Annotated in this window: 22 protein-coding genes and 1 pseudogene; 13 read left to right on the forward strand and 10 right to left on the reverse strand. The window is 74.7% G+C overall.

Going from position 1 to position 18,033, the window contains the following annotated elements; all coding sequences use genetic code 11:
* Positions 1–61 precede the first annotated feature (61 nt).
* From ACWEPF_RS37260 to ACWEPF_RS37275, 4 genes are all read right to left on the reverse strand, one after another.
* Positions 62–523 carry a caspase family protein gene (locus ACWEPF_RS37260; protein WP_452176118.1) on the reverse strand — a complete coding sequence of 154 codons (462 nt, stop codon included), beginning with the start codon at positions 521–523 and terminating at the stop codon, positions 62–64.
* The gene (locus ACWEPF_RS37265; RefSeq protein WP_452176119.1) at positions 520–1,419 is read right to left on the reverse strand and encodes a hypothetical protein; all 900 of its coding nucleotides are present in this window, start codon (positions 1,417–1,419) and stop codon (positions 520–522) included. Before ACWEPF_RS37265 ends, ACWEPF_RS37260 begins: the two co-directional genes overlap by 4 nt.
* Before the next feature lie 53 nt (positions 1,420–1,472).
* Positions 1,473–2,360 (reverse strand): SDR family NAD(P)-dependent oxidoreductase, encoded by an 888-nt coding sequence (locus ACWEPF_RS37270; RefSeq protein WP_452176120.1) that lies wholly within the window; start codon positions 2,358–2,360, stop codon positions 1,473–1,475.
* A gap of 95 nt (positions 2,361–2,455) precedes the next feature.
* Complete coding sequence (locus ACWEPF_RS37275) at positions 2,456–2,917, reverse strand: hypothetical protein (protein ID WP_452176121.1); 462 nt, start codon at positions 2,915–2,917, stop codon at positions 2,456–2,458.
* An 89-nt stretch (positions 2,918–3,006) separates the two neighbouring features.
* On the opposite strand from ACWEPF_RS37275, the gene ACWEPF_RS37280 reads away from it, so the two are divergent.
* The 5 genes from ACWEPF_RS37280 to ACWEPF_RS37300 all read left to right on the forward strand — a co-directional run bounded on the left by ACWEPF_RS37280 (position 3,007) and on the right by ACWEPF_RS37300 (position 6,321).
* Entirely contained in the window at positions 3,007–3,429 is a 423-nt protein-coding gene (locus ACWEPF_RS37280; RefSeq protein WP_452176122.1) for an XRE family transcriptional regulator, read from the forward strand.
* A 95-nt stretch (positions 3,430–3,524) separates the two neighbouring features.
* Positions 3,525–4,100 (forward strand): ParH-like protein, encoded by a 576-nt coding sequence (locus ACWEPF_RS37285; RefSeq protein WP_452176123.1) that lies wholly within the window; start codon positions 3,525–3,527, stop codon positions 4,098–4,100.
* On the forward strand, positions 4,097–5,323 hold the full coding sequence (locus ACWEPF_RS37290; protein WP_452176124.1) for an MAB_1171c family putative transporter: 1,227 nt from the start codon (positions 4,097–4,099) through the stop codon (positions 5,321–5,323). Before ACWEPF_RS37285 ends, ACWEPF_RS37290 begins: the two co-directional genes overlap by 4 nt.
* Complete coding sequence (locus tag ACWEPF_RS37295) at positions 5,320–5,871, forward strand: YbaK/EbsC family protein (RefSeq protein WP_380149875.1); 552 nt, start codon at positions 5,320–5,322, stop codon at positions 5,869–5,871. Before ACWEPF_RS37290 ends, ACWEPF_RS37295 begins: the two co-directional genes overlap by 4 nt.
* An 18-nt stretch (positions 5,872–5,889) precedes the next feature.
* Positions 5,890–6,321 (forward strand): GNAT family N-acetyltransferase, encoded by a 432-nt coding sequence (locus ACWEPF_RS37300; protein WP_452176125.1) that lies wholly within the window; start codon positions 5,890–5,892, stop codon positions 6,319–6,321.
* A 111-nt stretch (positions 6,322–6,432) separates the two neighbouring features.
* Here the strand turns inward: ACWEPF_RS37300 and ACWEPF_RS37305 are convergent, their stop codons facing one another.
* The 4 genes from ACWEPF_RS37305 to soxR all read right to left on the reverse strand — a co-directional run bounded on the left by ACWEPF_RS37305 (position 6,433) and on the right by soxR (position 8,553).
* Entirely contained in the window at positions 6,433–7,011 is a 579-nt protein-coding gene (locus tag ACWEPF_RS37305) for a GNAT family N-acetyltransferase (protein ID WP_452176126.1), read from the reverse strand.
* A 145-nt stretch (positions 7,012–7,156) separates the two neighbouring features.
* Complete coding sequence (locus ACWEPF_RS37310) at positions 7,157–7,513, reverse strand: SHOCT domain-containing protein (RefSeq protein WP_449798036.1); 357 nt, start codon at positions 7,511–7,513, stop codon at positions 7,157–7,159.
* A 12-nt stretch (positions 7,514–7,525) separates the two neighbouring features.
* On the reverse strand, positions 7,526–7,957 hold the full coding sequence (locus ACWEPF_RS37315) for a DUF6325 family protein (RefSeq protein WP_345280700.1): 432 nt from the start codon (positions 7,955–7,957) through the stop codon (positions 7,526–7,528).
* 128 nt (positions 7,958–8,085) lie between these two features.
* Positions 8,086–8,553, reverse strand: coding sequence for a redox-sensitive transcriptional activator SoxR (soxR, locus tag ACWEPF_RS37320; protein ID WP_380149873.1), 468 nt, complete (start codon positions 8,551–8,553; stop codon positions 8,086–8,088).
* Between the two features lie 112 nt (positions 8,554–8,665).
* On the opposite strand from soxR, the gene fdxA reads away from it, so the two are divergent.
* The gene (fdxA, locus tag ACWEPF_RS37325) at positions 8,666–8,989 is read left to right on the forward strand and encodes a ferredoxin (RefSeq protein WP_452176127.1); all 324 of its coding nucleotides are present in this window, start codon (positions 8,666–8,668) and stop codon (positions 8,987–8,989) included.
* A gap of 56 nt (positions 8,990–9,045) precedes the next feature.
* On the opposite strand, the gene ACWEPF_RS37330 is transcribed toward fdxA, so the two are convergent.
* Entirely contained in the window at positions 9,046–9,540 is a 495-nt protein-coding gene (locus ACWEPF_RS37330; RefSeq protein WP_345280708.1) for a GNAT family N-acetyltransferase, read from the reverse strand.
* Positions 9,541–9,702: 162 nt separating this feature from the next.
* Between ACWEPF_RS37330 and ACWEPF_RS37335 the strand changes: the two genes are divergently transcribed.
* Together ACWEPF_RS37335 and ACWEPF_RS37340 are read left to right on the forward strand one after the other, a co-directional pair.
* Positions 9,703–10,026, forward strand: a complete 324-nt coding sequence (locus tag ACWEPF_RS37335; RefSeq protein WP_345280710.1) for a nuclear transport factor 2-like protein — start codon at positions 9,703–9,705, stop codon at positions 10,024–10,026.
* Between the two features lie 91 nt (positions 10,027–10,117).
* Positions 10,118–11,590 (forward strand): MFS transporter, encoded by a 1,473-nt coding sequence (locus tag ACWEPF_RS37340; RefSeq protein ID WP_452176128.1) that lies wholly within the window; start codon positions 10,118–10,120, stop codon positions 11,588–11,590.
* Between the two features lie 81 nt (positions 11,591–11,671).
* Here ACWEPF_RS37340 and ACWEPF_RS37345 read toward each other — a convergent pair whose 3' ends face one another.
* The gene (locus ACWEPF_RS37345) at positions 11,672–12,907 is read right to left on the reverse strand and encodes a serine hydrolase domain-containing protein (RefSeq protein ID WP_345280714.1); all 1,236 of its coding nucleotides are present in this window, start codon (positions 12,905–12,907) and stop codon (positions 11,672–11,674) included.
* Between the two features lie 129 nt (positions 12,908–13,036).
* On the opposite strand from ACWEPF_RS37345, the gene ACWEPF_RS37350 reads away from it, so the two are divergent.
* The 5 genes and pseudogenes from ACWEPF_RS37350 to ACWEPF_RS37370 form a co-directional block, all read left to right on the forward strand.
* Entirely contained in the window at positions 13,037–13,543 is a 507-nt protein-coding gene (locus ACWEPF_RS37350) for an NUDIX hydrolase (protein WP_452176129.1), read from the forward strand.
* A 26-nt stretch (positions 13,544–13,569) separates the two neighbouring features.
* Positions 13,570–14,340, forward strand: a complete 771-nt coding sequence (locus ACWEPF_RS37355) for a TetR/AcrR family transcriptional regulator (protein WP_345280718.1) — start codon at positions 13,570–13,572, stop codon at positions 14,338–14,340.
* Positions 14,341–14,385: 45 nt separating this feature from the next.
* The gene (locus ACWEPF_RS37360) at positions 14,386–14,691 is read left to right on the forward strand and encodes a hypothetical protein (RefSeq protein WP_452176130.1); all 306 of its coding nucleotides are present in this window, start codon (positions 14,386–14,388) and stop codon (positions 14,689–14,691) included.
* The gene (locus tag ACWEPF_RS37365; RefSeq protein ID WP_452176131.1) at positions 14,678–16,216 is read left to right on the forward strand and encodes a CATRA conflict system CASPASE/TPR repeat-associated protein; all 1,539 of its coding nucleotides are present in this window, start codon (positions 14,678–14,680) and stop codon (positions 16,214–16,216) included. Before ACWEPF_RS37360 ends, ACWEPF_RS37365 begins: the two co-directional genes overlap by 14 nt.
* A gap of 207 nt (positions 16,217–16,423) precedes the next feature.
* Positions 16,424–18,033, forward strand: a pseudogene (locus tag ACWEPF_RS37370) (hypothetical protein); the annotation flags it as partial.

The raw sequence follows: 18,033 nt of genomic DNA on the forward strand, positions 1-18,033 counted from the left end.
CACAACCACCTCCGCGATCACAACCTGGAAGCAGCCTGCCGCGCAACAGACGAAGGATCAATTACCCGGCCAAGGAACCGAGACGAGCCACTAGCTCGGCGAAACAGGTGTCGAGCAGCAGCAGGACGTGCCCGACCCGCGTGTCCGCCAGCAGTTCTGCCAGGTCGCGGGTGGCGAGCGCGGTGGCCACCAGGTCCTGACGGCTGTTCAGACAGGTCAGCCGGTGCTGTCGTGAACCGCGCAGACCGTGGCCCGCGTAGTACACGACGAGCACGTCCTTCTCACAGCGCTCCTCCGCCCGGAGCCAAGCCTCGAGGCCGATTCGCACCTGCTGCGCGTCCGGGGCATGGGCCAGCTCCGGGAGGATCTCGGCGTACCCGAGCGATCCGAAGAGGGCCTTGACCCGGCCGAGATCCTCGGACACCCCCGGCAGGGGGGCCAGAGTCGGGTCGGCGGTATACACGCCCGAGCCGAGGACGAAGACGAAGCGGTTGTGACCGTCGGAGCCCGGGAGGACCGTCATACAGCCAGTCCCGTGGCAATCGCGGTCCCGGTCTGCGCAGCCGTCAGGTAGGCACGCATGCTGTGCATCTCGGACCCGTTGTCCACCGTCAGGTCCTGGAGCTCCGGCCCGAACAGGGGAGCCAGCTCCCGCACCAGCGCCACCACGTCTCCCCTGTCGGCCAGGTTGGTCCAGCGCTTCACGGCCGTCGGCCAGCCCCCGGGAACCGGCTGGAGGCGGTCGAAGACCAGTCCGGCCAACCCCAACGGGGAGCCGACCGTGACCAGGGTCAGCGGCCCGCGGTCGGGGGCCGGGGCGACCGCGCACAGCGCCTCGTAGGCCACCACCGAGCCCAGCGAATGACCGACCACCACCCTGGTCTCAGGGGTGAGCAGTTCTTCGACCCTGGCCCGCGCCGCAGTGCGGAGGCCTGGTTCGGCGAAGTACCGGCTCACCTGCTTTAGGTCGGAGATCAGCAATCGCTCGGAGACCGCCCCGAAGAAGCGCGAGCGGGTCAGGGCCTGCAGGCCCCGACGGACCCGATCCACCGTCAGGGGGCGCGACGCCAGACGGCCAACCGCGCCCCGGGCGCCCGGGCCGCCGGTGGCCTGGTCCGGTCCCGGGATACGCGGATCCAGCCGCGCGGCCTCCCGCCACCACGCTTCCAGGAGGTCTGCCTCGAACCCGTCCTCGACGTCCTCCGCCCGGTAGTACGGCTCTCCGCGCGCGCCGGACTCCCGGTAGAGGTCTCCGTACGCGACGCAGGCCACGTCTCCGTCGGCAAGCCCTCCGAGGGTGGGATCGCGGCGCAGCGCGAGTCCGACCCCGCCCCGCAAGGCTGGTTCCAGCTCCGCCAGCAGCGTCTCGGCGGTGTCGAGTTGACGCCCCACCCCGTGCACCACGACGACCCTGCTCATGGCCCCTCCGCCCGACTCGCACTCGTGGCGAGAGCATAGTCGGGCGCCACCGCTCAGGGCTTGAGGATGAGGTCCTGTTCGACCGGCGGGGTGCCGCCGTGCCAGTCGAGCGGGGCTCCGAAGCGGATCAGCTCGCCGTAGAGGGACGGGTCGACGGGCTCGGCGAGGACCACGTCGAGGACGGCGCGGGCGGCCTCGGCGGGGGTCTGGGCCTGGCTGTAGTCGGTGAACCACGGGCGGGAGGTCGGGGTGTCGACCATGCCGGGGCAGACGGCGGCGACCAGGGTGCCCGCGGCGAGGTCCGCGTCCCGGCGGGCGGCCGCGACCGCGCGGACGGCGGCCACCTGGGCCACCTTGGAGGGCACGTTGAGCCAGCGCGGCCAGCCGGCTTCGGCGGCCGTGCCATCGTGGACCGCCGCGCGCCAGGACTCCACGGCCCGCTCCACCCCGTCGAGGTCCGCGCCGTCGAAGAGGTGGTGCAGCCGGGGGTCCAGCCGGCCCAGGGTGCCCAGGCTGCTGGCCACCACGAGCAGCCGTCCGCCCGGGCGCAGCGCGGGGCCGAAGGAGCGCAGCACCGCGTGGGTGGCGGTGTTGGAGACGTCGATGAACTCGTCGGCCCGCTCGGACTGCGAGTCCTCCGGCAGGAGGCGGGCGACGGCGTTGGAGAGGACGATGTCGACGCCGCCGTGACGCTCCGACAGCTCCGCGGCGAGACGGGCGATGGCCTCGGAGTCGGTGACGTCGAGCACCCTTCCCTCCACCCGGGAGCGGGTGGAGGGGAGCTGGGCGACCTCGCGGGCGGCCTCGGTGACGCGCCCCTGGTCGCGGCCGGTGAGCAGGACCAGGTCGTGCTCGGTGAGGCGCGCGGCGAGACCTTCCACCAGGGCGCGGCCGAGGCCCTGGTTGGCGCCGGTGACGACGGCGATGCGGGATGTGTTCATGGCTGCCACGGTAAGGAGGACCCGGGCGGGAGGCCAGCGAGAATCCGCGCGCACCGGCGCGAACGGGCGCCAGACGACGGCTTTCTGATGATCCGTCAGGCTCCGACGGCTCTGACCCAGACGGGGAACCGGGTCGGTTCGGGGTCCGGGCCCGCCGCGTCGTCCTCCGACGGATCGGTGATGGTGATGACGCCGGGGCTGGAGTCGGCCAGGAAGGGGGCGACGACGGGGGCGAGGTCCGTGGTGGGGGCGTACGCGCCGCCGAAGGGGAGGTCGTCCGGGGGGACCGTGCCGGTGGAGCAGCGGAGCTGTCCGGCGAGTTCGTCGTGCCAGACGTAGAAGGTGGCCGGGCCGGTGTACCCGGCGGCGAGGACCCGGGCCCGGAGGGCGGCGGCGGTCCGTTCGAAGGCGGCGGCCACCTCGGCGACGGTGAGGGAGCGGCGGTCCTCCACCTCGGCGTTCAGGTGCCAGGTGTTGGTCTCCCACTCCACCGGCCGGTCGTCCGGCTCCAGGGCGAGGGGTTCGTCGGCCAGTTCGGCGATCCAGGTCAGCAGCACCGGGGAAGTCTCGCACGCCCCTTCCGGCCCCGCCGGGACGCATCGGTACGATGGGGGGAGGCCGGAGCGGCCGGACGGGGAGGCGCACAGTGACGGCAGACGGGCCCGGTGTCCTCGGGGAGCGGATCGAGCAGCTCTTCCGCACCGTCAGGCGGCCGAACGGCGAGCCGCACAGCAACGAGGAGGTGGCGCGGGCCTGCCGGGAGGCGACCGGGGAGACCTTCTCCGCCACCTATCTCTGGCAGCTGCGCACCGGACGGCGCGACAATCCGACGAAGCGTCACCTGGAGGCGCTGGCACAGTACTTCCAGGTGCCGCCGGCCTACTTCTTCGAGGACGAGCAGGGCGATCGGATCGCCGAGGAGCTGGCCCTGCTCGGGGCCCTGCGGGACGCCGGCGTGCAGGAGGTCGCGCTCCGGGCCGTGACCCTCTCGCCCGAGGGGCTGGGCACCATCAGTGACATGATCGAAGCAATCGCCAGACGTGAGGCGCGAGCCCGGGGCGCCGAGTAGGCTCGCGTCTGCGCTCTCCGGAGCGCGGGGGCGGGCGCGCGTGCGGAGCGCGCCGGACCGACGTCCCCCGGGTTCGGGCAGCGCGTGGGGGCGACATGGAGGACCGCGAACGGCGCAGGCTCTGGCGGCGCTGTCGGGAGCTGGCGGCGACGCTGACCCTCCCCGATCCGTTCGAACTCCCAGCCCTCGGCGAGGTGTTGTCCGTGCACCTGGGGCGGCCGGTGGAGTTCCTGCCGCTGCCCGCCGGCGCGGCCGGCACCTGCGGGGTGCTGATCAGCACCGAACGGGCCGAGTACATCGGCTACCCGACCGACACCACCCCGCTGCACCAGCAGCACATCGTGCTGCACGAGGTCGGGCACCTGCTCTGCGGCCACCAGGACGCGCGGTCGTCGGCCGACGGGCCCGGCGGCGGGGGCGTGGCCGGCCTGCTGCCGCACCTGTCCGGCGAGTTGGTCCGCCGGGTGCTGGGGCGCAGCGCGTACGACAGCGCGCAGGAGCAGGAGGCCGAACTGTTCGCCTCACTGGTGCTGCACCGCGCCGCGGGCCTGCGCGGCAGGGCGGGCTCCGGGGCCGCGCGCCCGGGCGAGGAGAGCGAGGAGGCGGTCCGGCTCGGCGGCGTCTTCGACTGGCCTCGGGGCCGGGGCCGGCGCCCCGCCGGCGCGCCGTGATCTCGCTGGTGGAGTGGCTGGCCGGGGCGGTCGCGATCGTCGGGGTGCTGTACCGGATCCGGCTCTGGCGCGGTGGACCGCTGCAGCCCGGCGCCCGCTACCTGGCCGCGTTCACGGCCTCGCTCGGGCTCTCGATGGCCCTGCTGCCGTTCTCCCGGAGCCCGGGCATCGCGGCCCAGCCGTCGGTCGCCTACCTGCTGCCGCTGCTGTGCACCGAGCTCAAGCTCACGGCCGAGTGCTTCCTCGCGCTGACGGCCCTCGCGGTGCGCGGCGGCGAGCGCGACCGGCCGCTGATGCGGCGTCAGGCCCTGTGCTCGGTGGTGGTGATGACCGCGGTCGCCCTCCTCTACCGGGCCGCCGAGGTGACGCCGGTGGCCGGGAACATCACCGTCGGGGCGGCCGGGCGCGCCGAACTGACCGCCTACAACGCGCTCTTCACCGCCCACAGCCTCTGGTGCGTCGCGCTGTTCACCCTGCTGGTCCACCGCGCGGCCCGCCGGCTCGGCCCGGGGCTGCTGCGCACCGGCCTGCGGCTGGTCGTCGTCGCCGGCGCCTGCGGCCTGTACTGGTCCGCGATGAGCCTCTTCCCGCTGGTCCAGGGGTTCCGGACGGGCCGTCAGACCAGCGGGGTCAACCTGCACTCGGCCGCCATCGGCCTGGCCACCCTGGTGATGGTGATCGGCGGGATGACGGTCACCGCCTGGGGCGGCCGGATCGCCGCGCGGGTGCGTCGGCTGCGGGCCAGGCGCGAGCTCCGCCGGATCGACCCGCTCTGGTCGGCGCTGTACGCCGTCCGCCCCGAGATCGCCCTGGAGCCGCCCTCCCCCCGCAGCCCGCGCGGCCCGGCCGGGAACCCGGAGTTCACCCTCTACCGACGGGTGATCGAGATCCGCGACGGGCAGCTGGCGCTCCGCGCGCACCTGCACGCCGGGGTGCCCGGCTGGGCCTCGGCCGCCTGCCGCGCCGCCGCCCTCGACCGGCGGCGCACCGAGGCGACCGTCGAGGCCGCCGTGCTGGCGGCGGCCCTCGAGGCGGCGGCCGCCGGGCGGCGCTACCCGTACCCGGACACCGACGGGCACACCCCGCCCGCCACCGCACCCGACCTTCGCACCGAGAGCTCCCAACTCGCCCTCGTCGCCGAGGCCTTCACCGACTCCCCGATCGTCGCCTCGGTCCGGCGCCGGATGCGGACGGAACTGGCTGCGCTACAGTCCGGGGGATGAGCGAACTGCGCGCACCCTTCGGTGACTTCGGGACCGTCCTGGCCGCCTCCGAGGCGTGGGAGGGGCTGGCCCCGCCGGTGCTGGAGGCCCTGAAGGGGTGGGACGCGGCGGAGTCGGTGCTGTACGTGGACACCGACCCGGAGAAGGCCGACACGGCGGTCTTCTGCGAGGCCTACCGGGTGCCGCTCGAACTCTCCGCCAACTGCGTGGTGGTGGCCGCCAAGCGCGGGGGCGAGGTGACGTACGCGGCCTGTCTGGTCCGGGCGGACCGGCGCCTGGACGTGAACGGGGTCGTGCGCAAGCACCTCGGGGCCCGGAAGGCGTCGTTCGCACCGATGGAGGAGGCCGTGGCCCGGACCGGGATGGAGTACGGCGGGATCACCGTGGTCGGGCTGCCGCCGGAGTGGCCGCTGCTGGTGGACGAGGCGGTGGTGGCGCTCCCGCAGGTGCTGATCGGCAGCGGGCGGCGGCGCGGCAAGCTGATCCTGCCCGGTGCGGCGGTGGCCGGGCTGCCGCGCGCCGAGGTCCTCGTCGGCCTGGCCGCCTGAACGTCCGAGGGAGACACCGTGCAGCTCACCCGGGAGGACGGCCTCGTCCTCGACACCGACCCCGCCAGGATCGACCTCGACCTGGTGCACCACTGGCTCTCCACCGACGCCTTCTGGGCCCTGGGGCGTGACCGCGAGACCGTCGTCCGGAGCATCGCGAACTCGATTGTGCTCGGCGTCTACGCGCCAGGGCACGCCGAACAGCTGGCCTTCGCCCGGGTGGTGACGGACTACGCGACCTTCGGCTGGCTCTGCGACGTCTACGTGGACCGGCCCGCCCGGGGCCGCGGCCTCGGCACCTGGATCGCGGAGTCGGTGGTGGAGCTGCTCGCGCCCTACCGGCTGAAGCGCCTGCTGCTCTCCACCCTGGACGCCCACGAGGTCTACGCCCGGGCCGGGTTCGAGCCGGTACGGGACCCGCAGAAGCTGATGATGATCGGGCAGCAGTAGGAGCCCGACGGCCCGTCAGGAGGCACTCGGGCGCCCGCGTCCGCTCGGGCCCGCCGGTTGCGCCGGGGTGGGAGGCGGGCCGCGGAACGGACGGACGGACCGGCGGCGAGGTCAGTCGGTGCGCAGGCGCGCGTGCAGGTGGGCGTCGTGGCGGCCGTCGGCCTGGGGCCAGGCGCTGCGGCGGGTGCCCTCCAGGGTGAAGCCGGTCTTGACGGCCACCCGGCAGGAGGCGGCGTTGCCGACGGCGTGGGAGAGTTCGAGCCGGGCGAGGCCTGCGGTGGCGAAGGCCCAGTCGGCCACCGCCTCCACCGCGCGCGGGCCGACGCCCCGGCCCCGGGCCGCCGGGACGACCCAGTAGGCGACCTCGGCCGTGCCGTCGGGGAGGGTCAGGCCCTTGAGCGCGGCCCGGCCGAGCAGTTCGCCACCGGCGTCGACCACCGCCCAGTGCGCCTCGGTCTCGGTCGCCCAGCCGCCGCGCCAGTCGGCGATCCAGCCCTCCGCCTCGGCGAGGGAGTCGGCCCGGCGCACGTGCCAGCGCTGGATCTCCGGGTCCTGGTAGGCCGTCAGCACCGCCGGCGCGTCGCCGGGCAGCCAGGGCCGGAGGAACAGGCCGTCGCCGCCGTCGAGTTCGGGCTGCGGACGAGCGGCGAGCGATCCGGCGGGAACGGTGGGCGGCACGAGGGTCGGCATGCCACCGATCATCCCGGAGGGAGGGCCGGGACGACGAGGGCCGGGCACGAAGCGGAAGGACGGGACGGGACGGGACGGGGGAAGGAGATCGGGCCGCGCGCCGCAGGACGTGCCCTCGGTGCGCGGCCCGACGGGCCGGCCCGGCTCAGCCGGCCAGCAGCTTGGCCTTGGCGGCGGCGAACTCCTCCGGGGTGAGCAGGCCCTGCTGGACCATCTGCCCGAGGTCGGCGAGCTTGGTCGCGACGTCAGGCTGGGCGGGCGCCGGCGGTGCCGGGGGCGGCTGGTAGGCGGGCTGGGCCTGGTACGCGGGCTGGGCGCCGGCGGCCTGCTGGGCCTGGAGGTCGGCGATGGCGGCGTTCTGGTCCTGCTCGTTCTGGGCCGAGCGGGCCGCGCTGCGGCCGGCGGCGTAGGCGGCGCCGCCGACCACCAGGCCGCGGACCAGCGGGGCGCCCACCGGTCGGACGACCCGGACGGGGCGGATCGGACGCAGGGGTCGGAACACGGGCTCCTCCTCTTACTGTCCGGCCGCGACGCGACGCGCCTCGGCGGCCCGGACGGCCTGTTCGATGTTCTCCTGCGGGATGCGGACACCGGTGGCGATCCGGCCGCCGAGCTCCCGGAGCGCGCCGGCGGCGGCCGCCGCCCAGACGTGCTCGATCAGCACCAGCAGCGCCACCGTCCCGGGCGCCAGCAGCTCGGCGGCCTCCTGGGCGTCCTCGGGCCCGATCAGCTGGAGCTCCTCGCGGTCCGGGTCGACCACACCCCGGAGGTGTTCGAAGTCCTCGAGCTCCCCGTAGGTCGCCTCCCCGTCGGGCTGACGGGTGACCACCAGGGTGTCGATCACCCTGATCTCGCCCGCCGCCCGGAGGAGGCCCAGGGCCTTCACCGCCTCGACGGTGATGGTCTCCTGGGGGAAGGTCAGGACTAGCAGTTCGGCCGGCCCCATCCAGGGCTCCCTTCGGTGGATGAATCCCCCGCAAAAGGGATACAAGCACACCGCCGCCCCGGATCCCGGCCGACACGGTGACGGCAGGGGCGGAACGGGCGCAACGGGCGGAACGGGATGACCGTCCGTCAGAAGAGCCGACGGGCGCCGGCGCCGTCCTCGCCGAGCTCGTCGCCCGGGTTCAGCAGCGCGCAGGCCTTCATCGAGAGGCAGCCGCAGCCGATGCAGCCGGTGAGCTCGGCCTCCAGCCGCTCGATGGTCAGCCGGCGCTCCTCCAGCCGGAGCCGCCACTCGCGCGAGGCGCGCTGCCACTCCTGGTGGCTCGGCGGCCGGTCCAGCGGCACGTCGGCGAAGGCCTCCCGGAGGTCCTGCAAGGGGATGCCGATCCGCTTCGCCACCGAGATCAGGGCGATCCGGCGGAGCATGTGGCGCGGGTAGTGGCGCTGGTTGCGCCCGTCCCGCTCGGAGGCGATCAGGCCCAGCTCCTCGTAGAAGCGCAGCGCCGACACCGCCGCGCCGGTGCGGGCGCTGACCTCGCCGATCGCCAGCCAGTCGTCGGGGGTGGCCCGGGCCTCGCCGGGCTGATGACGCGTCATGCGGGGCGGCCTCCTGTTTGCACTCAAGTTTACTTGAGGTCATACGGTCGACCCGCGTCCGGACAGCGCGTCAGAACACCCACCTGGAACCAACCGTGAGGACGGCCGCCCGATGACCTATGTGATCGCCCTGCCCTGTGTCGACGTCAAGGACCGGGCCTGCATCGACGAATGCCCGCTGGACTGCATCTACGAGGGCGACCGGATGCTCTACATCAACACGGACGAGTGCACCGACTGCGGCGCCTGCGAGCCCGTCTGCCCGGTCGAGGCGATCTTCTACGAGGACGACACCCCGGAGGAGTGGAAGCACTTCACCGCGATCAACGTGGAGTTCACCGACGGGATCGGCACGCCCGGCGGGGCCACCCGGCTCGGCCCGCTCGGCTACGACCACCCGGTCGTGGCCGCGCTGCCGCCGCAGAACGCCGGCTGAGCACGGCGCGGGCCCGCCCCTCCGGGGGGAGGGGCGGGCCCGCGCCGGAACGTCGGCTACTCGGGCTTCGGCAGGGCGATCCACTCCGCCCAGCTGAGGTCCCGTCCGATCAGGCGCGGCCGCTCGAACGGCCAGCGCTCGGCGATCCAGCGCGGCACGAAGGCGTCCAGCGCGGCCTCCAGCTCGCTGCCGACCCGGGCGTCCACCACCCACCAGGAGACCTCGGCGTCCGCGCCGGCGCGCTCCGGCGGGTCGATGTAGACGCAGCCGAGCAGTTCGGTCTCGGCGGCGTTCAGCAGCGCGTAGTTGAAGGACTGGTGGGCCTCGGCCTCGCGCTCGTGGCGGGCCAGGTCGATCCGGTCCGCCTCCTCGGTCATGGTGGCCGCGGGCCAGCCCCAGGCCGGGCCGAAGAGCTCGAACAGCCGCTCGCGGGAGCCCATCACGGCCGGGTAGTCGATCTCGGTGTCGGTGGCCCTGATCGGACGCAGGTGGAAGCCCTCGATCAGGGGCTCGTGCAGCGGGTGGACGAAGTCCTCGGGAAGCCAGCTCATGCGGCGAAGGCTAACCAGCGGGGCGGCCGGCGGCCCACCTCTTTTCGATCATTGACGGGCGGTCGGCCGCGGCGCGCCACGGACGGCGCAAGGTCACCCGCACCGGGGCCGCCGGAGTGTTCGCTGGACGCGACCGCCGTCCCCCGTTCCCCGGAGGCCCCGATGTCCGTCCCGATCTCCCAGCTCGGCGACCCCGCCGTGCGCGCGCTGCTCACCGCGCTCAACGCCAACGACCGCGCCGCCTTCCGGGCCGCCCTGACCCCGGACGCCACCATGTCCGACGACGGCACCGAGCGCGACCTCCACGACTGGACCGAGCGGGAGGTGTTCTCCTCCAACGGCCACATCGACGTGGCGAGCGAGAGCGACGGCGGCCGCGCCCTGGTCGCGGACTACCGCAACGACACCTGGGGCGCCATGCGGACGGCCTGGCGCTTCACCGTCACCGACGGGAAGGTGAGCCGCTTCGAGACCGGCCAGGCCTGACCGGGGCGGCCGACCGGGCGGACCGGGAGACTTCGGGCGTAAACTATTACTTGCCCTACCGAACCAATCCGCCCCGAAGGATGACGCCGCGTTGACCAGCAAGGCCGCCACCAGCACCCCCGTCGTCCGGACCGGGCCCGCCCCGGACCCGGCCGACGGTCTCGACCCGAGGCGGTGGAAGGCCCTCTGGGTCTGCCTGCTGGTCGGCTTCATGTCCTTCCTGGACGTGTCGATCGTCAACGTCGCCCTGCCCTCCATCCAGAGCGGGCTGCACACCTCGGAGGCGGGCCTGTCCTGGGTCCTCTCCGGCTACGTGCTGGCCTTCGGCCTCACCCTCGTCCCGGCCGGCCGGCTCGGCGACGCGTACGGGCGCCGCACCTTCTTCCTCGCCGGGCTGACGCTCTTCACCGCCGCCTCGGTGCTCTGCGGCCTGGCCGGCAGCGAGACCTGGCTGATCGCCGCCCGGCTCGGCCAGGGCATCGCGGCCGGGCTGCTCACCCCGCAGATCTCCGGCCTGATCCAGCAGCTCTTCCGGGGCGCGGAGCGCGGCAAGGCCTTCGGCCTGCTCGGCTCCACGATCGGGATCGCCACCGCCGTCGGGCCGGTGCTCGGCGGGCTGCTGATCCAGGCCCTGGGCACCGAGCACGGCTGGCGCTGGGTCTTCTTCGTCAACCTGCCGATCGGTCTGCTGGCCTTCCCGCTGGCCCGGCGCCTGCTGCCGCGCGGCGAGCGCGCCGCCCGGGGCGCCCGCGGCGCCCGGGCCGGACTCGACCCGGTGGGCGTGCTGCTGCTGGGCGGTGCGGTGTTCGCCCTGCTGCTGCCGCTGATCGAGGAGCGGAGCTGGCAGGGCTCCGCGAAGTGGCTGCTGCTCGGACTGGGCGCGGTCCTGCTGGCGGCCTTCCTCGGATGGGAGCACCGCTACGCGCGCGGCGGACGGGCGCCACTGGTGGACCTCGGGATGTTCCGCTTCGGCTCGTACTCGCTGGGCGCGCTGCTCGGGGCGGTCTACTTCGCCGGGTTCACCAGCATCTTCTTCATCTTCACGCTCTACCTGCAGAGCGGGCTCGGGTACTCGGCGCTGGCCGCCGGGCTGGCCATCACGCCGTTCGCGGTGGGCACCGCCGCGAGCTCGGTGGTCGCCGGGCGGAACGTCTACCGCTTCGGCCGCCGGATGATCACCGGTGGTCTGGTGCTGGTGGTGCTCGGCCTCACCGGCACCTGGCTGGCGGCCTCGCTGGCCTCCGGTCCAGCGGTGGGCTGGGCGACGGCGCTGCCGCTGTTCGTGGCGGGCGTCGGCTCGGGCGCGGTGATCAGCCCCAACTCCACGCTCACCCTCCAGGACGTCCCGGTCGCCCAGGCGGGCACGGCCAGCGGCATGCTCCAGACCGGACAGCGCGTCAGCTCGGCGGCTGGCATCGCGATCGTCAGCTCGGTCTTCTTCGCCCGGGTCGGCGACGGGTGGCAGGCCGCGTTCCGCGCGGGTGTCCTCACCTCGGCCGCGATCGTCGGGGCCGCCTTGGTGATCGCCCTGGTCGACCTGTCGCGGCGGCGCGGCAGGGCCTGACGGGCGGCAGGGCCTGACGGGCGGTCGGACCCGACGGTCCGTGAGCACCGCCGCGAGCGCCGGGGCCCGGGGCCGAACGGCTCAGACCGGCTGACGGTCCGCCAGGACCTGGCGGACGGCGGCGATCAGGGTGCGGGAGCGGATGTCCCCCGTGACGCCCGGCATCATGCCGTTGGTGACGTAGGCGAAGCCGATGCCCAGCTCGGGGTCGGCGAAGCCGAGGGAGCCGCCGCGGCCCGGGTGGCCGAAGGAGGCCGGGGAGGCCATCGGCGAGCTGGGCCCGTGCCGGAAGAAGCCGTGGCCGAAGGTGGTGTTGACGATCAGCACCTTGTCCGGGCCGCTGACCGCGGGCCCCATCGCCTCGCCCAGCAGCTCCGGTCCGAAGAGCGCGGGCAGCCGCTCGCCCGGGGTGCCGCCGTGCCGGTCGGCCGCCCCGATCAGCGCCGCGAACAGCCGGGCCACCGAACGGGCGGTGCCGATCGCGCCGGCGCCGGGGATCTCGACGGCCTGGATGGCCGGGTCGTTCAGGTCCACCGCCGAGCGGACCGAGGCGAACGAACGGGAGGTCAGCGAGGTGCGGTCCTGGTAGGCCGCCGTCACGGAGGCCTTCGGCCGCAGCCTCAGTCCGCCCGAGGCGCTCTGGGCAGCCGCGGCCGGGCCGGGCAGGTCGACCAGCCGGCCGACCCGGGGGGCGGCACCCGCCGGGAGGCCGATCCACAGGTCCAGGCCGAGCGGCTGGGCGATCTCCTCGGCGAAGTAGCGCCCGACGGAGCGGCCGTCGGCCCGCCGGACCACCTCGCCGACCAGCCAGCCGAAGGTGTACGGGTGGTAGCCGTGCGCCCGACCGGGCTCCCAGAACGGCGCCTGGGCGGCCACCGCCGCGACGGCCGGCTCCCAGGCGATCACGTCCTCCACCCGCAGCGGCACGTCCAGTGCGGGGATGCCGGTCTGGTGCGAGAGCAGCCAGCGGACCGGCACCCGGTCCTTGCCCGCTGCCTTGAACTCAGGCCAGTACGAGGAGACCGGCGCGTCCAGGTCGAGCCGCCCCTGCCCCACCAGGTGGAGCGCCGCGGCCGCCGTCAGGCCCTTGGTCACGGAGCGGAGCACCTGCGCGGTGTCCGCCGTCCAGGCCACCGCCGGGGCCGGGCGGCCGCCCACCTCGGGCCGGGCGTCGCCGCCCCAGAGGTCCGCGACCTTGCGGCCGTCGTGGTAGAGCGCGAAGGCCGCGCCGAGCTCGCCGTACTCGCGGAAGTTGCGCGCGAACGCCTCCCGGACCGGTTCGAAGCCCTCGGCCACCTCGCCCCAGATCTCCACCACCACGTGCCGCCTTCGCTCCGCCGTACAGTCCGCCCCTGAACGATAGTCCGATCATCGGTGGTGCGCTGACGTGCGGGGCCTCCCGTCCCCTCTCCCCCGACACCCCGTCAGGTGGGTAGCGTGGGCGCCATGACGAACCCCGAGGACGAGATCCTGGACGTGGTCGACGAGCGCGACGAGGTGATCGGCACCGCCCCGCGCGCCGAGGTCTACCGCAAGGGCCTGACCCACCGCTGCTCCTTCGTCCTGGTCCGCGACCCGCAGGACCGGATCTTCGTCCACCGCCGTGCCGCCACCAAGGGCTACGGCCCCGGGACGTACGACGCCTTCGTCGGCGGCGTGGTCGGCACCGGCGAGAGCTACGCCGAAGCCGCCGTCCGGGAGGCCGAGGAGGAGCTCGGCGTCTCCGGGGTGGAGCCGCGGCCGCTGTTCAAGTTCCTGTTCTCCCAGCCCGGGCTCTCCTGGTGGTGCGACGTCTGGGAGGCCCGCTGGGACGGCCCCGTCCAGCCTCAGGTCGAGGAGATCGACTGGCACGGCTGGCTCACCGAGGCCGAACTGGCCCAGCGGCTGACGGAGTGGGAGTTCGTGCCCGACGGCCTGGAGGCCTACCGGCGCTACCTGGCCCATCGGAGCTGACGCGCCGGGGCAGTAGGGTGACGCCCATGGTTTCGCGTACGCCGCCGGTGGCGGATCGGGACGGGCGGGCACCCCGCCGACGGCTGAGCGTGGACGAGCGCCGGGAGCAGCTGATCGCCGTGGCACTCGACCTGTTCAGCCGGCACGCGCCGGAGGACGTGTCGATCGACGACATCGCGGCGGCGGCCGGTGCCTCCCGCCCGCTGGTCTACCACTACTTCCCCGGCAAGCAGGCGCTCTACGAGGAGTCCCTGCGGCGCGCAGGCCAGGAGCTGGCCGGCCGCTTCGAGGAGCCCCGGGAGGGCCCGCTCTCCGAGCGGCTCTACCGGGTGATGGGCCGTTACCTCGACTTCGTGCAGAGCCACGGGCCGGGCTTCACCGCCCTGCTGCGCGGCGGCTCGGTCACCTCCAGTCCGGCCGGGACGGCGGTCATCGACCAGGTCCGGCGGGCCGCCGCCGAGCAGATCCTCTCGCACCTCTCCCTGGGCGAACCCAGCCCCAACCTGCGGCGCACCGTCCGGGCCTGGATCGCCAACGTCGAGATCACCTCGCTGGACTGGCTGGCCGACGAGGGCACCGTCCCGCCGGAGGAGCTACAGCTCCAGCTGGTGCAGGAGTTCACCGCCGCGCTGGTGGTCTGCGCGGCCCGCGAACCCTCCCTCGCCGTCGACCTGGCGGACTTCCTCGCGACCGAGTCCACCACCGGCCCCACCGCCCAACTCGTCCGCCAGCTCACCACCCTCCTCGCCGTCCCCGACCTCCCCGAGGCCCTCGCCCGCCTGGCCGGCCCGGCGTAACCTGGGTGCTCCGAGGGACAGTTGAGAGCGTCCGGGGGGACGACAGTGACGGACCAGCACGCCGAAGGCCACGACGGACCAGCCGCGCAGTCCAGGGACGCGGACACGGAGGCCCTCGAGTACATCTTCGACCTTCTCGCGGAGTACCCCGAAGAGCTGGTCGAGGCCCAGGAGGGGCTGGACGAGGCCTTCGAGCCCCTCGGCGCCGTCCGCGGAGCAGATGAACCCGGGGACGTGCCGGCTCCGCGGCTGCAGAGCGACTTGGTCAGCAACCGGATCGACCTCAAGCCGGAGGTGCCGCGGTCCAGCCAGCCGTCAGCCGGCCACGAGGAGCCCGGTGACGTCGGCTGACCACGATCTGATCCTCCATCTGTTCGTCGGGCGGGACGCGCTGGACGGCCCCGCCGGGGTGCTGGTGCGTGCGTGGTGGCGGGCGTGCCGGGACCACGGGATGACGCAGCCGTTGCTTGGGCTTCCGCTGGAGGTCCCGGAGGGGCTGCCCGAGGAGGGTGGGCGGCCGGGGGCGTTCCGGGTACTGGCCGGGCGGAAGCGGCCCGGGACGGCGGGAGCCGCGCAGCAGGCGCTCTGCTACCTCCAGCACGACGTGGTCGGCGTCATCGTGCTGCTGGCCACCGCCCCCGGCGAGCCGTGGACCCGTGCGGAGCGCGACTGGCGGGCGGCCGTGGCCCGGCACGGCGGGGGCGCGGCGGGCGATCCGGCCCCGGAGAGGGTGCTCGGCACCGCCGTGGTCCACCGGGTGGTACCGGACACCGCGCCGCCCGCCACGGTGGTCGGCGAGGCCGCGCTGCGGGTCGGCTTCGCGCCCGTCACGAGCGTGCCGGTTCCGGCCGCCATGGCGCTCCAACTTCCGGGCTCCCAAGGCGAGTTCCTGGTCCTCTCGCCCCCGGCCGACGGTGCGGAGGGGCGGTCGCGACAGCTCGCCGTGCTGGCCGCCAGCCCGGACGAAGGGCTGCTGGACTCCTGGATCTGGAGCTACGGCGCCACCGAGGCCGCCGCGCTGCGGCCCACCGGGCTCCACCGCTACCTCCTCCACACCGCCAAACTCCGCGACCAGTACCTGGCGTTCGTGGACCGCCAGGCCGGCTTCCGGGCCCACCGCGACCAGGTCAACCGCCTCACCGACCGGGTCGTCGGCCTCTGCGCCGAACCGGCCCGCACCGGGGCCTCCGGCCGGGCCGACCAGTTCCTCGCCCTGGAGCAGGCCCTCGGTGAGCTCCAGCAGGCCGCCGACACCCTGCTCACGTACCGCACGAGACTGGAGCGGTTCCGGCGGCAGGCCGAACTCGCCGCCGAGAACGCCGACCTGGCGGTCCCACCGGTGGCCGGCGCCCCGCTGGGCGGTCTGTTCGCGGAGGACCTCGCGCTGCGGGGATGGCTGCTGCGGCAGACCGAGCACGACGCGGAGGACTTCCGGCTGGTCGGTGACCGGGCGGACGCCGTGGTGCGGAACGCCACCGCGCTGGTGCAGCAGCGCCTGCACCAGCGGCAGCAGCAGCTGACGCTGCTCCAGACCTCGGTGCTGGGCGGGGTCTTGATGGTGCTGGCCGCCGTGCAGGCGCTCGACTACCGGCCGCCGCTGCCGGGGCCGTTCCACGGGCCGGTGATCGCGCTGCTCGGCGCCCTGGCCACGGTGCTGCCCGGCTCCGTGCTGCGCTGGGCCCGCGAGACCGGGCGCCGCGCCCGCCCCTCCCTCACCGACCGCCTCGCCATGACCGCCCTGGGCGCCTGCACCGGCTGGCTCACCGCCACCGCCGTCTCCGTCTGGCGCACCGCCGCCCCGGCCCCGCCCGTCTGGTCCCTCACCACCGCCGCCCTCGGCGCCCTGGCCGCCGCCCTCCTCGAACGCCGCCGCTGACCCGCCTGCGGCGAGGCTGCGCGGGCGGGGCGTCAACGCGCCGTCCCGGGCGGCCGTCCGTACGCCGTCGGCCTCTGGGCGGGCCGGTCGCGGCTCGTCGCGAGGGGTACGGAGGAGCAGGTCCACACGGGCTGAACACCAAGTCGTCGGGCGGTTCTGATAGAAAGTGAACGGAATTTCCACCGGGGAGCGAGGGGGCCCACCGCCATGACTCTGGACGGCTTCGCGGGCGCGGAGCGGATCGGCGCCACGATCGACGTACTGGCCGACAGCCTGTTGAGCCGGGTGGCCACGCACTACCCGGTGAGCTCGTTGAGCGGTGGGCCGTCCGGGCATCCGGCGGCGTCCGCGCTGTTCGGTCTGCGGCTCGCCCGGTCCGGCCCGGGGCGGTTGACCGTCCGGGGGCTGGGGGCCGTGGTGGAGGCCTCGACGGTGACGGCGTTCGCGGAGGCGGACGCCCCGACGGCGGAGCTGTTCGGCCGGTACGGGGCGAAGGAGCTGCGCGGGCTGCCCGCCGAGGCGGTGACGGCCGCTCAGGTCGGCCTGCCGGTGGTGGCGGACGCCGCGGACGCGTTCCTGCGGCCGGAGTTCCCGTCGGCCGTGGCGCGGTTCGCCTCGGACCGTCCCGTCGCGGAGCCGGAGGAGCTGGCGACCGGTGCGGGCGTCGAGGTCCGGTTCGTGGTTCCGCCGGTGTTCCACCCGCTGGTGGTGCGCGGCGGGCGGGCCGACCGGGCCGGTCATCTGGCGGAGGTGGCCGAGGAGTTGTACGCCGGCGGCACCGCGCTGGACCGCCTGGAGTGGTCGGTGCTGACGGGTCTGCTGGCGCAGCCCGCCGCCGCGGCCGGGGTGGTCTTCGCCGGTCTGGCCGCGCTGGAGGCGGACGGCCGTCCGAGCCGGGCCTCGCTGGTGGTATCGCTGGGGCGTTCGGGCCGTCAGATCACCGAGCTGTCGGCCGAGTTGGCGGACTCCCGGCCGCAGGCCGAGGTGTGGACGGTACTGGTCCCGGCCGGCCCTGCGGCGGTGCTGGTGGAGACCCGGATCGCCTCGGTTCCGCCCCTGCTGCTGCCGGTCGGCCAGGCGGCCGACGAGCCGGACGCGCAGGACAACACGGTGAGTTCGGTGGTCGAGGCCTTCCTCCCGCTGCCGGACGGCGTCTCGGTGCTGACGGTGCAGCTCGGCACCGCCCACCCGGAGGACTTCGAGCTCTACGCGGGCGCCTTCGCCGAGGTGCTGGCCGGCATCCAGCTCGGTTGGGACGGCACCCGCGCCTCGCTGCCGCCGCAGGCCGTCGCCCCGCAGGCCCAGGCGCAGGCCCAGCCGCAGCCGCAGGCCCAGCCCCAGTACCAGCAGCCCGAGCCGCCCGCCTACCAGCCGGCCTACCAGGGCGACGTGCAGTCGGCCCTCCCGCCGCAGCCGGTGGCGCCGCCGCCCGCCGCTCCCCCGGCCCCGCCCGTGCCGCCGGCTCCGACCGCCCCGCCGACGGTGCCGGCCCAACAGCCCGCGGCCACCGCGCTCGCCTCCGCCGAGGAGGACGCCAAGGGGCGTTTCGTCCACGTCCCCCCGGCCGACTTCAACCCCTTCGCCCCGCCCAAGCCCGCAGCCGCAGCGGCCGCCGCCCCGGCCACGGAGGACGACGCCAAGGGCCGCTTCGTCCACGTCCCGCCCGCGGACTTCAACCCCTTCGCCCCGCCGAAGCCCGCAGCGGCGGCCACCGCCCCGGCGGCCGAGGACGACGACGCCAAGGGCCGCTTCGTCCACGTCCCCCCGGCCGACTTCAACCCCTTCGGCGCCCCGGCCCCCGCCGCCCAGGCAGCCCC

The sequence above is a fragment of the Kitasatospora sp. NPDC004289 genome (genome assembly GCF_053602875.1).

Coding starts and splice junctions, on each gene's coding strand:
- ACWEPF_RS37260 (WP_452176118.1), bottom strand. CDS start 523: ATGACGGTCCTCCCGGGCTCCGACGGTCACAACCGCTTCGTCTTCGTC.
- ACWEPF_RS37265 (WP_452176119.1), bottom strand. CDS start 1,419: ATGAGCAGGGTCGTCGTGGTGCACGGGGTGGGGCGTCAACTCGACACC.
- ACWEPF_RS37270 (WP_452176120.1), bottom strand. CDS start 2,360: ATGAACACATCCCGCATCGCCGTCGTCACCGGCGCCAACCAGGGCCTC.
- ACWEPF_RS37285 (WP_452176123.1), top strand. CDS start 3,525: ATGGAGGACCGCGAACGGCGCAGGCTCTGGCGGCGCTGTCGGGAGCTG.
- ACWEPF_RS37295 (WP_380149875.1), top strand. CDS start 5,320: ATGAGCGAACTGCGCGCACCCTTCGGTGACTTCGGGACCGTCCTGGCC.
- ACWEPF_RS37305 (WP_452176126.1), bottom strand. CDS start 7,011: ATGCCGACCCTCGTGCCGCCCACCGTTCCCGCCGGATCGCTCGCCGCT.
- ACWEPF_RS37315 (WP_345280700.1), bottom strand. CDS start 7,957: ATGGGGCCGGCCGAACTGCTAGTCCTGACCTTCCCCCAGGAGACCATC.
- soxR (WP_380149873.1), bottom strand. CDS start 8,553: ATGACGCGTCATCAGCCCGGCGAGGCCCGGGCCACCCCCGACGACTGG.
- fdxA (WP_452176127.1), top strand. CDS start 8,666: ATGACCTATGTGATCGCCCTGCCCTGTGTCGACGTCAAGGACCGGGCC.
- ACWEPF_RS37330 (WP_345280708.1), bottom strand. CDS start 9,540: ATGAGCTGGCTTCCCGAGGACTTCGTCCACCCGCTGCACGAGCCCCTG.
- ACWEPF_RS37335 (WP_345280710.1), top strand. CDS start 9,703: ATGTCCGTCCCGATCTCCCAGCTCGGCGACCCCGCCGTGCGCGCGCTG.
- ACWEPF_RS37350 (WP_452176129.1), top strand. CDS start 13,037: ATGACGAACCCCGAGGACGAGATCCTGGACGTGGTCGACGAGCGCGAC.
- ACWEPF_RS37355 (WP_345280718.1), top strand. CDS start 13,570: ATGGTTTCGCGTACGCCGCCGGTGGCGGATCGGGACGGGCGGGCACCC.